The organism is Segatella copri, assembly GCF_009494395.1.
In the GTDB taxonomy this organism is placed as follows: Bacteria; Bacteroidota; Bacteroidia; order Bacteroidales; family Bacteroidaceae; genus Prevotella.
The window spans coordinates 82633-95880 of the sequence record NZ_VZCB01000098.1 but is presented as its reverse complement, the minus strand read 5'-3'; the positions used below and the strand labels follow the sequence as shown (position 1 = coordinate 95880).

The window sequence follows — 13248 nt, the reverse complement described above, 5'->3', positions numbered from 1 at the left end:
ATTTGAAGAAATCACAAAATAAATTGGTTTAATTTTTGTTTATTCGATAATAATGTGTAATTTTGCCGACATGAAAAAAGCGATAGTCATCATATTTGCAGCCATGTTCTGCCTGCTTGCTGCCCTTTACTGCCTGGATCCTGGCAGAAAAGCTACTCTTGCGTTGTTACAGGAAAAAGGTAAGACGGCGACGAAAGATTATATGCTTTCATCGCAGAGCGTTACGTCTATTGCAAGTGATAGACGAGAGTTGGTGTGGATTGGTACGTCGGCTGGTATCAATGTTTACGACGGCAAAGATTATGTGCAGTTCAGTTATGATATCAAGGATACTACTGCGCTTCCCGATGACTATATCAATGTGCTTCATCTGGACCGGAAAGGCAGAATGTGGGTGGGTACTCAGAATGGATTGGCACGATACGTGGGAGGTTATCGCTTCCATCGTATCCCGCTTCCCGGTGAGAATGATAACATTATAGCTATAGAGGATAGTCCGGAAAAGCATGACTCTCTGGCGATATTGGTTAGTGATGGCAATAAGACTTTTCATATCAGTGGAGATGAGAAGATAACCCCATCGGCTCGACAGATAGAACCCAATAATCTGAAAGCTCCACTTCCTGAAGACCATTCTATCTTGCGCAAGCCGGTAGAGGTGGTGAGTGCAACCTTCAAGGACTTGGGCGATAATCTCTGGGTGGGTTATCGCAACGCCGGTATCCAGGTCGTTTCCCAGAACCGTATTGCCTACAAGAAAGCCAACGATAATCTTCTGGCTGAAAAAACGAAGGGAATTGCAATACTTTCCATGACTACTGTGGGAAAACATATCCTGGCAAGTACTGCCCTCCGTATTTTTATCTATGATGAGCAAAATAAGAAGATAGGTCAGACTCCGTTGAAAAACATTTTCGATTCGATTCCTGCCCCTCGGAAAATCAATCTCAACAACATGGTGAAATATGATGACCAGCATGCCTGGTTAGTGAGTGATCATCAGGTGCTGAGTTGCCGTATCAGCAACGAGCGTGTAGAAGTGCTCCATAAGTCGCCTGTGATTCTTCCTATGCTGGGTAACGGCTTGGCGGTAGACGGTCATCTTTATGTGAGTAGCCGTGATGGAAAACTTCTGCGCTTCAGGTTTGATAATCTGCAGCCTGATACCCTCCGGATTTCCAGTCCCCATTATACGGATGATACGGAAATGGTAAAGCTCAGCAATGGCGATATCATGCTGTTTATGGTAGGTATGCATCTTGCTATCTTCTCTCCCAAGACCGGTAAGCTGAAGGAACTGAAGGTGGCGGGAATGCCTCATAATGGCAATATGGACCCTGCTTTTGTAAGGCAGGATTCGTATGGCTATCTGTGGTTGGGCACGATGCGGGATGGACTTTATTTCATGGATATGAAGAAGCAGTATATGCGCCGTGTGAATCTATTGTTGAGCGATGAGCATATAAAAGCGATGGTAGAAGATGCCAACCGGCAGGTCTGGGTTACCACGATGAGAAATGCCTTCTTCTTGACGCATGCCAACAAAACCTTCCTGATGAGCAGTCTTCTATCGGCTAGCCAGGATCAGGATGACTGGCAGTTCTATGCCAATTCTGTTTGTCTTTCTCCTGACGGGAGTGTTGTGTTTGGCAGTTCTGACGGTTGTAAGTTCATGCCTCCTCAGGCTATGAATACTGATTTTCTGCGAACCTATGTTGGTACCCATGCCAGCAAGATGCTCAATATCTTTGGTTTGGAGGTGAAGAATCAAGAGGGTAAGGTGTTTGCCGTTACCGATGAAGTATCGCGTCTGAGCCGTTATACTTTTACTTATGATGAGAACGACTTGAAGTTTAGTTTCTATTATCCTTCCTTCGGTCGTCGATCGGCATTGATGTGTCAGTATCGGTTAGAGGGCTATGATAAGGATTGGCAGGCACCTACTTACGAATGTGTGGCTCATTATTCCAATCTGGCACCAGGTAAATACACCTTCCATCTGCGATTGATTTCTTCCATGAACCGTCCTGCATTGGCAGAGCGTAAGATAGAGATTATCATCAAGCCGGCTCCTTGGTGGTCGTCAGCGGCATGGTTGCTCTATTTTGGTATCATCGCTTTCGTGCTCTATACTTTCAACAGGCTCTATCTGAAGGCCCGTACCAATCATCTTCGTCTTCTGGAAGAACAGCGTGAAACAGAGCGCGAGAAGCGTGCCAAGGAGATGAATATGAAATTCTTTGCCAATATCTCGCACGAATTTCGTAACCCTCTCACCATCATTGCCGGTCCGCTGATGATGCTGAATGCCGACAAGGCTTTGCCCGATTCGGTGCATCGCATCCTGAATCATGTCTGTATAAGTGTAAATAGAATGCTGAGGCTCATCGACCAGATGCTCGACTTTAACCAGCTGGAGACCGATGAGCTGCGCCTCAGGGTTGTAGAGGTTGATGCTGCGTAAGAGTTGCGCCAGCAGGTAGCTTCCTTTGAAGAATCTGTTAGGGTGAAAGGCATTAAACTGGAACTGGTCATCAAGCAAGGTAACTACCTGATGTGGCTGGATGGTGATAAGGTGGAGAAAATCATGGACAATCTTTTTACCAATGCCTTGAAGCATACTTCGCCTGGCGGTGTAATCAGAATAAGCGCCCATGTTGACGATGATATTCTGAAGGTATCTGTCTTCAATAGTGGCAAATTGATGGCTGAGGATAGGATGCAGGATGTTTTCAAGCGCTATTACCAGCTGGCTGATTCGCAGGATTCTGATCTGTATGGTTGGGGTACGGGTATCGGACTCTATTATGTAAAGCGTCTGGTAGAACTTCATCATGGTTCTGTTAGGGTGAAGAATATCAAAGTGGTGAGCGAGACTTCGGAAGAGGCTTCGCTCAGGAATGGTGTGGAATTCAGTTTCGCCCTTCCTGCTGATAAGTCTATATACAATAAGGTGGAAATCGCTGATCGCGGGAAACGCATAATGCAGATACCGCTGGAAGTGACGAGTGAAGAGGGAAGAGCTTTGGAAGTGAAGAGTAAAGAGGGAAGAGTGAAGAATTCTCTTGCTGAAAAGGATGATTCTACCCGAAATACTTCTCCTTCCGGTAAGATTCTGCCTAGAATCCTGATTGTAGATGATGATGTGGATGTAGCTCAATACCTTCATCATATCTTTGCATCAGCCTATGAAGTGGTGAATCGCTATTCTGCCGAAGAGGCTTTGGCAGATTTGGAAGTGGTGAAGCCGGACCTTATTCTCAGCGATGTGATTATGGGACAGATGTCGGGATTTGAATTCTGCAAGTTTTTGAAGAGTAATCTTTCTTTCAGCCATATCCCAGTGATACTGATTACCGCCATGTCTACGATGAGCGAGCAGATTGATGGTTTGCAGCTGGGGGCTGTGGCTTACGTCACCAAGCCGTTCGACCCGGTTTATCTTAAGGCACTTGTCAAGTCGCAGTTGCATAATATGCAACTGCTCCGTCAGCGCTTGAGTGAGAGTACAGAGACTGCTTCGCTGTCTGCGAAAGTGGCAGATACCCTTTCTCTGCAAGACCAGAAGTTTATGGATGAATTATATAGAAGGATGGAAAAACGTTCTGCGGAGCAGGATTTGAATGTGGCTACCGTGTGTCGCGACATGCTGATCAGTCCGGCGAAGTTTAATTACAAGATTAAGGAACTCACTGGCGAGACACCTGGTATCTTCTTCCGTAAGTATAAGCTCAACAAAGCAGCAGCTTGGCTGCGTGAAGGCAAGTACAGTATTTCTGAAATAGCCGTGTTGACTGGTTTTAGTACTGCGGCCCATTTCTCTGTAGCTTTTAAGAAGCAGTTCGGTGTTTCGCCGAGTGAATACCTATAGGCTCAATTGCTTGAGTATGTCTCGCCAAGCGAGTTCCAGCGTTTTCGCATCTTTTTTTGGATTGCCTATGTTTTGTTTGTGTCATTGATATTTATTTTTGGCACTCAAATTCATCTTATGCAGAACACATATTCTGCATGCTAAAATGATTTGACCTAGCAAAGGTAGGGCTTTTCCATTGGGATGTGTTTCGATTTTATATAATTGTTTTTCGAAAATCTATAAAAATGCTGAATAATAGCGAAAAAATACCTGATAGTAACGAATTTTCCAATAGAGAATAACAAAAAATCCCCCAAATAGGGGGATTTCTTGAAATATGAATGATTAGAATGATTCGAACTTTATGAGTGAAGTAGTGGTAGAATTTACATGTTGAAGTGTTCGAGAGCAGCTGCCACACCGTCTTCTTCATTCGATAAAGTTACGTAGTCGGCCTCGGCTCTAACCTCTGGTGCAGCATTCTCCATAGCCACTCCCATGCCTGCAAGCTTCAGCATGCTGAGGTCGTTGTAGCCATCGCCAAAGGCAATCATATCGGCAGGGGTGAGGTTGATTTTCGTTAAGAGACGACTCAGTGACTTAGCCTTGTCGATACCCTTAGGTACTAGTTCCAGGAAGAAAGGAGCTGAGCGGAAGATATCCATTCTGTCTCCCAGCTTCTCCACCAGTTCCTTCTCTGCCTTGAGCATGAGGGTCGGATCACCCGTCATGAGGAGTTTGGTTGGATGAGGCTCCAGGGCTTCAAACAGGTTCTCTACCTTTCGAATGTTCATCTTGTTGATGCGTGATTCTTCCTTGACATACTGGTCATCCGGCATCTCGGTGATGATTTCGTTGCCGGCATATCCCAGCAGGGCATGACCGTTCTCCTCGGCATACGCATATAATTCTGGTATCACTTCATCTGGCAGGAACTGCGAGAAGAGTTTTTCGCCAGTTTTGGCATTCACGATATTGCCGCCATTATAGGAAAGAATGTATCCTCCCTGCTTGTTCAGCTCCAGGCATTCTGCCACCGGTTCGATGCCGTAGGTAGGTCGACCGGAAGCAAGGATGATTACTGCTCCCTTGGCTGATGCCTGAAGGAGAGCTTCACGAGTCTTTGGGGTGACCACCTTCTCGTGGTTTGTCAAGGTGCCATCCAAGTCTAAGGCGATGGCACGGTAAGGAATCTGTTTTGTTTTTTCCATTGTCTTATTTTGCTATTATGCTGCAAAGTTAATATAAAAAACTGACCGCACCAAAGTTTTCTCAAAAGGATTGTCTGTATTGTAACTTAAACTTTATGATTTGTGCCAAAATGATGAATTATATACTTTTTCTATCGATTTGAGGACATGATAATCGTTTAAATTCTGTATCTTTGCAATCACAAAAATATAATCATAACTAAACTATACGCAATCGGAAATGAAGAAAAACGTTTTAGCAGTAGCGCTGGCATTGATGGCTGGCATCGGCGCCTATGCCGAAAAGAATACCATCACTTCTCCTGATGGTAAGTTGAATGTCGTGGTGGAAGACCGCGATGGCAAACTCTATTATTCCATCGACTATGCAGGCAAGCGAATGATGGAGGAATCGCAGCTCGGACTCCTTGCCAATGTGGGCGATTTCAGTCAGGGCTTGACCTATCAGAATAAGAAAGAAGCAAAGGTGGAGAAGAGCTATGATCTCCGTACCGCCAAGGTTTCGCATGTAGATTATCATGCCAACCAGCTCAACGTGACTTATCTGAACGGCAAGAAGCAGCCGATGACGGTTACCTTCAACGTGAGCAACAACGATGTGGCTTTCCGTTATACTTTCAATCAGCTGAAGGCTCAGCATCTCATCGTAAACGAAGAGAAGACAGCCTTCAATCTTCCAAAGGCAACCACCACTTACCTTTGTCCACAGTCGGATCCGCTCATCGGTTTTGCCCGAACCAAACCAAGCTATGAGGAGGATTACAAGGTAGATCAGCCTTTAACGGCAAAATCCGGTTATGGTCATGGCTATACCTTCCCATGCCTCTTCAAGGTAGGCGGCGATGGCTGGGTATTGGTCAGCGAAACGGGTACTCACGGCAACTATCCGGGTTGTCATATCAGCGATTACGATGCAGCAAAGGGTTATCAGATAGCCTTCCCGATGGAGAAAGAGGCAGATGGCATAGGTTCTACATCGGGCGCCTTCATACTTCCGGGGTCCACTCCTTGGCGAACCATCACCGTGGGTTCTGATTTGAAGCCATTGGTAGAGACCACCATTCCATACGATGTAGTGGAGCCAAGATTCGAGGCTTCCCAGAAATACGGAACAGGCAAGTATGCCTGGAGCTGGCTCATCTGGCAGGATGGTTCCTGTAACTATAACGACCAGAAGCAGTTCATCGACCTGGCTGCTACCATGGGATTTGAATATGTGCTGGTTGATGCACTCTGGGATACTCAAATTGGAAGAGACAAGATTGCCGAATTGAGCAAGTATGCGCAGAGCAAGAATGTAAGTCTGATGCTCTGGTATAATTCCAATGGTGTGGCAAACGATGCACCTCAGGGACCTCGTGGCATCATGGATAACATCGTGACCCGCAAGAAGGAAATGGCTTGGATGAAGAGCATCGGCATCAAGGGTATCAAGGTAGATTTCTTCGGTGGCGACAAGCAGCACACCATGCAGCAGTATGAAGACATCCTCAGCGATGCCAACGATTATGGCATTCAGGTTATCTTCCATGGCTGTACTTTGCCAAGAGGTTGGGAGCGCATGTATCCTAACTATGTATCGAGCGAGGCTGTACTGGCTTCAGAGAATGTATTCTTCTCTGATTATCATGCCAAGCAGGAGGCTTTCGAACTCACCATGCATCCATTCTGCCGTAATGCCGTGGGAGCGATGGATTGGGGTGGTACCATCATGAACAAGTATCTCTCCAAGGATAACAAGAGTCGTCATCGCCGTTATACCACCGATGTTTTCGAGATGGCTTCGGCTATCATGAACCAGGCAGCTATCCTGTGCATCGCCATCTATCCGAACAATCTTTCTGAGCTTCCTCAGCACGAGATTGATTTCCTGAAGAGTGTTCCTACTACCTGGGATGAGACGAAGTTCATCGCTGGTTATCCTGGAAAATATGCGGTTGTGGCACGTCGCCATGGTGATAAATGGTATGTGGCAGGTTTGAACGGCACAGACCAGGTGATGAAACTCACCCTGAATCTGCCAATGCTTGCCGGCAAGAGTGTTACCTATTATCATGAAACAGTCAGCAAGGACAAGAAGGCACTCTGGCCAGTATCGCAGATGAAGAACGTGAAGGTGGATAAGAAGGGAAACCTGAAGGTGGAAATGCAGCCTAAGGGTGGATTGATCGTTAAAAAGTAAAAAGGTAAAAAAGTAAAAAGAACCTTTCCCCCTTTGTACCTCTGTTCCCATCGATTCCATCGCTGGTCCCACGTCTTAATGTTTAAAATTAATAAAGAAGCTAAGGAGATTTTCTGGTTTAAGGGTGAAAAAACTGCCTTTTGAACGATAATTATACTTTTTCTCAGAAATTGTATTCCTCTGTTCGTATAGAATGATGTATCTTTGCAGGTAAATCGTGAAGACTAACATTTAAAACAAGATAATGATGAACAGAAAACTGACAATCGTTGGAATGATGGCAGCAGCCTTCCTGATGGCTGCTCCTGTGATGGCACAGAAACCAACCGTGCCTAACCCTTCATACACGGGTAAGGGAAATCCGATTCTTCCGGATTTTCATGCGGATCCGGAAATCCTGTATTCCAACAAGACAAAGAAGTATTATATCTATTCCACCACGGATGGAACTCCTGGATGGGGTGGATGGCAATATTATTGCTATTCATCCAAGAATCTCAAGAAATGGAAGAACGAAGGTGTGGTGCTCGATGCAAAGAGTGACCAGATTTCCTGGGCCAACGGCAACCTCTGGGCTCCGGCAGCCGTAGAGGTGAAGCAGAAGGACGGCAGCTACAAGTACTATCTCTATTTCAGTGCCCGTCCTAATGACAACGGCAGAAAGCAGATGGGTGTAGCGGTTGCGGATTCTCCTACGGGTCCATTCGTTGACCTGGGTCATCCTCTTCTGGCGAAGAACCATCCGGGTTGCAACGGTCAGCTCATTGATGTGGATGTCTTCATCGACCCGGTATCGAAGAAGCCTTACCTCTATTGGGGCAACAGCTTCATGGCTGGTGCCGAGCTGGAACCAAGCATGACTCAAGTTAAGGATGAAACCGTAACCGTGATGACTCCAAAGGGTGGAAGCCTGAAGGACTATGCTTACCGCGAGGCTCCATACGTGTTCTATCGCAACGGACTCTACTACTTCATGTGGTCGGTGGATGATACCGGTGCAGCCAACTATCATGTGGCTTATGGTACATCCAAGTCTCCGTTCGGTCCTATCGAGGTGGCCAAGGATCCTATCGTTCTGATTCAGGACCCACAGCATGAGATTTATGGCACAGCTCATAATTCCGTGATTCAGAAGCCAGGTACAGATGAGTGGTATATCGTATATCATCGCATCAACAAGGCTTACATTCATCATCAGCCAGGTGTTCATCGTGAGGTCTGTATCGACAAGATGGAATTCAATGCCGATGGCACCATCAAGCGAGTGATTCCTACCCATAAAGGGATATAAAGTGCTGAAATAGGTATATAAATAAGGTAAAAGATAGGTGCTAAATGTTATTTTGAACGATTAGTACCTATCTTTTGTTGTTTATTTCACACTTTATTCGATAAGTTTTATTATCTTTGCAACCGCAAAACAATAATAATTTATTTAAACCTATCAACAATGAAGAGATTAATTTCAGCAGTATTGCTTTCTGCTGCCGTGGCAATGCCAACAATGGCGCAGAAGCAGAAGACATTGGGCAATGGCTATCCATTCACTCAAGTACCATTCACCAGTGTGAAGATTTCACAGAATACTTTCTGGGGTGCCCGTCTGAAGGCTGCCCGAGAGGTAACCGTGCCATTGGCTTTCAGCAAGTGTGAGAGCGAGCACCGTTACAAGAACTTCGAGATGGCTGCCTATACCTTGCAGCATCCTAACCACCTGGGCTTGGATACCAAGGAGTGGGATGTGAGCAAGTTCATGGGCTTCTCTTTCGATGATACCGATGTTTATAAGACCATCGAAGGTGCCAGCTACATCCTACAGACTTATCCGAACAAGAAGTTGAAGGCTTACATCGACAGCGTGCTCGATGTGGTAGCTGCGGCACAGGAGCCAGATGGCTATCTCTATACCGCCCGTACCATTAACCCAAAGCATCCACACGGATGGTCGGGAAATAAGCGTTGGGTCAAGGACGAGGAGGCGAGCCACGAGCTTTACAACCTCGGTCACATGGTAGATGCAGCCTGCGCTCACTATCAGGCTACCGGAAGCACCAAGTTTCTGAATATCGCCAAGCGTTATGCTGATTGCGTGGTAAAGGAGGTTGGACCTAAACCAGGACAGGCTACCATCGTTCCGGGACACCAGATTGCAGAGATGGCTTTGGCTCGTCTCTATACCTTGACCGGTGAGAAGAAGTATCTGGATGAGGCTAAGTATCTGCTCGACTATCGTGGCAAGACTCATATCCGCAACCCATATTCTCAGAGTCAGGCTCCTATCCTGGAGCAGAAAGAGGCGGTAGGTCATGCGGTGCGTGCCGGCTATATGTATGCCGGTATTGCCGATGTGGCTGCCCTGACCAAGGATTCTGCCTATATGAAGGTGATCGACCGCATTTTCGAAAACATCGTTGGCAAGAAATACTATCTTACAGGTGGTGTAGGTGCCCGCCATGCCGGTGAGGCTTTCGGTGATAACTATGAGTTGCCAAACATGACTGCCTACAACGAGACCTGTGCAGCCATCTCTATGGTTTACCTCTTCGAACGTATGTTCCTCCTTCACGGCGAGAGCAAGTATATCGACTGCATGGAGCGTACCTTATATAATGGTGTCATCTCGGGTATGAGCATGGATGGTGGCAGATTCTTCTATCCTAACCCATTGTCTAGCGATGGCAAGTATAAGTTTAATGCCGATGGCAACACCACCCGCCAGCCTTGGTTCGGATGTGCCTGCTGCCCGAGTAACTTGTGCCGCTTCATCCCTTCTGTTCCAGGTTATCTCTATGGCGTGAAGGATAACGATATCTATGTGAATCTCTTTGCCGGCAATACATCTACCATCAAGGTAAATGGTAAGGATGTGGTTCTGGAGGAAACTACCGAGTATCCTTGGAACGGCGATATCAAGATTGCTGTGAAGAAGAGCGGTGTAAAGAATGCCAACCTCCTGGTCCGTATTCCTGGATGGGTTCGCAACCAGGTGGTGCCTAGCGATCTTTACAAGTATAGCGATGCAGAGAAGCCTGCTTATAGCGTAACCGTAAACGGCAAGGCTGTGGAGGCTGACCTCGATGCCAACAAGGGTTATCTCCCTGTCAAGAACATCAAGAAGGGCGATGTCATCCGCATCCACTTCGATATGCCGGTTCGTACAGTAGTTGCTAATGGCAAGGTTGCAGATGATAAGGGTAAGGTTGCCGTAGAGCGTGGACCATTGGTATATTGCGCTGAGGCTGTGGATAATCAGAACGAGCCAGTGCTCCGTGCCGTAATGGCTAAGAAGCCTGCATTCTCGCTGGTAGATAACTACAGCATCGAGAACACAGAGACCAAGGGTGCTCCAGCCTTCTCGGTAAAGGCTATCCAGACCTCTTCGCAGGTGCTCGACCAGGCTGCTGATGGCACCGTTTCTGTCAAGAACCAGAAGCTCACCCTGATTCCTTACTATGCCTGGAATCATCGTGGTGCCAACCAAATGAATGTCTGGTTCTATCAGAACTTGAATGCTTTGGATAAATAATTTGCAGTTTTATAAAATAAGAAAGCCTGGCAACCGTTATTGCCAGGCTTTCTTGTTAATATAGGTTAATCTCATTAAGAAAAACACTTTTTTTCCGTTTATGTTGTAGTTTTGAACAAATAAAACAAAAGAGAGCTAATGACAGAGAATGAATTCATCCATATCGTTCCGCAGTTGCGGCAGATAACCTTGCAGATCAGTCAAGGTTATGGTGTTGGCTGCGATGAGGCTGAGGATATCGCACAGGATGCGATGCTCAAGCTCTGGGCCATCAAGGATGATATTCAGTCTGCTGCTCATGCCAAAGGTTCGATGGGCTGCATAGCTAAGCATCTTTGCATCGACTTCTTTCGCAAGCGGAAGATGATTTCGATAGATGCCCAGCCTTTCGATAAGTCGCCTAGCCACTATGCGCCGCCCGATGTGGAAGTGGAAAACTCGGAGAACGAGCTGTGGCTCCAAAAACGCCTCAAGGCGCTGCCCTCCAACCAATATCAGGTGCTTTATCTGCGACAAGTAGAGAAGAAAAGCTCTGAGGAAATAGCGCAAATCGTGGGCATCACCATAGAATCTGTATCTGTGTTGCTCTCGAGGGCAAGAAAGCAGATGTTGCAGGAAATCAGAAAAAGATGTCGATAGCTCTTATGTATAATCAATAAAGGAGGAAATAGGATATGAACGAAAAAGAAAAAGACATACGTTTGTTGCTCGACCGGTTTATGGCTGGTGAGACTTCCCGGGAAGAGGAGGTTCTGCTAGGGGAGTGGTTTCGGCAGCATCCCGATGTGAGCGATGACTTGAAGGAATACCAGATGATGTTTGGATATTTCGACGAGGGTATGCCTCTTGACCATGAGGCGGAGGAGCATGTAGAAAATGCTCATCCAAAGGCTAAGGCACGAATGCGCCGCCTATGGTTGCCGCTTAGTTTGGCAGCATCCATCGCCCTGCTGATATGGTTTGCTGTTCCTTGGATAGGGCGACAGACAGGGCATCAGGATGATTCGAAGATGGCTCAACTCGATGGAAGAACGACTCCGGAGGATATAGATTCTGCTGTTGTCCACGAGAAGAAATCGACAAATGCCGATCTCTCCATGCCTGAAAAGATAAAAAAGTCGGGTGATTCCGTATCTCCCAAGACAAGGAAGCACAAGCAGAGGCAATATCGTCAGCATCTGTTTGCTCCTGCTCCTCCAAAGCTTTGGATAGCTCAGAATATTGCTACCGATTCTTTGTTGGCAGAGCCGGAAAAGCTTGCCGATGAGCATCTCCGGGAGATGGAGGCACAGCAGAACGAAATGTTCTTCAAACTCTATCTCGTCGATGCTCTTCAGACCCAGTCGCTCAATGCCGATATTGCCAGTGCCTCGTTCGAAGGCGAGGAGAATGTGCATGATGAGGACCATGTGAGTGATGACCAGGAGGTTTATTAACAAGAAACAATTAAAAAGAAGAAGAATATGAAAACAACTTTTAAATTAGCATTTGTGGCTTGCCTGATGATGCTCTCTTCGGCTTGCCATGCCCAGAAGCCTATACCGAACATCGACCAGGCTTTTGATAAATTCGTACAGGATTTGTCGCAAGACGACCTCGTTACTTCTTCCACGATGAATACCTACAATATAGGTATGATGAAGGGATTTGAGTTCGCCGTTCCCGGAAAGAAGCAGAAAATGGTGGATACCTTTCATAAGGCTTTGTTGAGCAATAGTCGTCTCGCTTATAGCAGTTTTACCAAGAAAGCGGGTTCTGCCAGCATTGAGACGAATCGGGTGGGATATGGCAATAACAATTCCACGACCTACTTGTTTGGTGCTCACAAGGACCGCAACTATAACCTGCAGTATTTCCGTGACTGCAAGGATTCTACCATGCGATATGTTTATGCCTTGGTGTGGTATCCAGGAAAGAATGATATGGTATTGGGCAGTGTGTATAAGTTCCACTCCAAGGATCCGCAAGCCTATAAAGAGTCATCAACTTATAAGATGAAAGCAGATCAGGGTTTTGATTCTCTTGTTTCTCTGGGCAACATCAGGTATAACAAAAATCTGGTTCGCAGTTATGGCTTGGATATGACTCCTCCAAAGGATGCGGCAGAGTTTATAATGCAACTCAACACGCTCCGTGCTGCCTTTAAGAATGCCAGAGACCAATACCCTTATTTGGGAAATCAGGTAACTCGACGTACCCTCCAGACGGGTGTTGCCAATAAGATAGTCAAGCTCTGTAAGGGCTATGCTAAGTTGCTGAATGCTGACGAGAAGAAATTCTGCGCCACTTCGCTGAATGTGATGAAGAAGGATACAGACGATGAATATCTGCAGAGCCTTCTGGGACTGACAGCCAATTCTTTGAGTAAGTAGTCTGTTCTGGGTGGATAAACAGAGGAAAATGTGAAACTCTCTCTCTTAAAATACCGCTTTAAAGCGATATTTTCTCTAAAATTATCTTTTTCTAGACTTAGGTC

9 protein-coding genes are annotated in these 13248 nt (G+C 46.2%); 8 read left to right on the top strand and 1 reads right to left on the bottom strand.

What is annotated here, in order from left to right; translation table 11 throughout:
- The first annotated feature begins 70 nt into the window (after window positions 1-70).
- Together F7D73_RS14170 and F7D73_RS14165 are read left to right on the top strand one after the other, a co-directional pair.
- The gene (locus F7D73_RS14170; protein ID WP_194256930.1) at window positions 71-2464 is read left to right on the top strand and encodes a ligand-binding sensor domain-containing protein; all 2394 of its coding nucleotides are present in this window, start codon (window positions 71-73) and stop codon (window positions 2462-2464) included.
- A gap of 42 nt (window positions 2465-2506) precedes the next feature.
- Window positions 2507-3871, top strand: a complete 1365-nt coding sequence (locus tag F7D73_RS14165; RefSeq protein WP_153125716.1) for a response regulator — start codon at window positions 2507-2509, stop codon at window positions 3869-3871.
- Between the two features lie 368 nt (window positions 3872-4239).
- Here the strand turns inward: F7D73_RS14165 and F7D73_RS14160 are convergent, their stop codons facing one another.
- Complete coding sequence (locus tag F7D73_RS14160; RefSeq protein WP_367383727.1) at window positions 4240-5046, bottom strand: Cof-type HAD-IIB family hydrolase; 807 nt, start codon at window positions 5044-5046, stop codon at window positions 4240-4242.
- A gap of 238 nt (window positions 5047-5284) precedes the next feature.
- Here F7D73_RS14160 and F7D73_RS14155 point away from each other — a divergent pair, with 238 nt between their 5' ends.
- From F7D73_RS14155 to F7D73_RS14130, 6 genes are all read left to right on the top strand, one after another.
- Complete coding sequence (locus tag F7D73_RS14155) at window positions 5285-7246, top strand: glycoside hydrolase family 97 protein (RefSeq protein WP_153125712.1); 1962 nt, start codon at window positions 5285-5287, stop codon at window positions 7244-7246.
- Between the two features lie 295 nt (window positions 7247-7541).
- Complete coding sequence (locus F7D73_RS14150; RefSeq protein WP_437182328.1) at window positions 7542-8537, top strand: family 43 glycosylhydrolase; 996 nt, start codon at window positions 7542-7544, stop codon at window positions 8535-8537.
- 159 nt (window positions 8538-8696) lie between these two features.
- Entirely contained in the window at window positions 8697-10772 is a 2076-nt protein-coding gene (locus tag F7D73_RS14145) for a glycoside hydrolase family 127 protein (RefSeq protein WP_153125708.1), read from the top strand.
- Window positions 10773-10910: 138 nt separating this feature from the next.
- A complete protein-coding gene (locus F7D73_RS14140; RefSeq protein ID WP_153125706.1) occupies window positions 10911-11411 on the top strand; it encodes an RNA polymerase sigma factor in 501 nt (166 codons plus the stop codon).
- A 35-nt stretch (window positions 11412-11446) separates the two neighbouring features.
- On the top strand, window positions 11447-12208 hold the full coding sequence (locus tag F7D73_RS14135; RefSeq protein WP_153125704.1) for a hypothetical protein: 762 nt from the start codon (window positions 11447-11449) through the stop codon (window positions 12206-12208).
- A 27-nt stretch (window positions 12209-12235) separates the two neighbouring features.
- Window positions 12236-13144: a hypothetical protein gene (locus tag F7D73_RS14130; protein WP_153125702.1), complete on the top strand. Its 909-nt coding sequence runs from the start codon at window positions 12236-12238 to the stop codon at window positions 13142-13144.
- The last annotated feature ends 104 nt before the right edge of the window (window positions 13145-13248 follow it).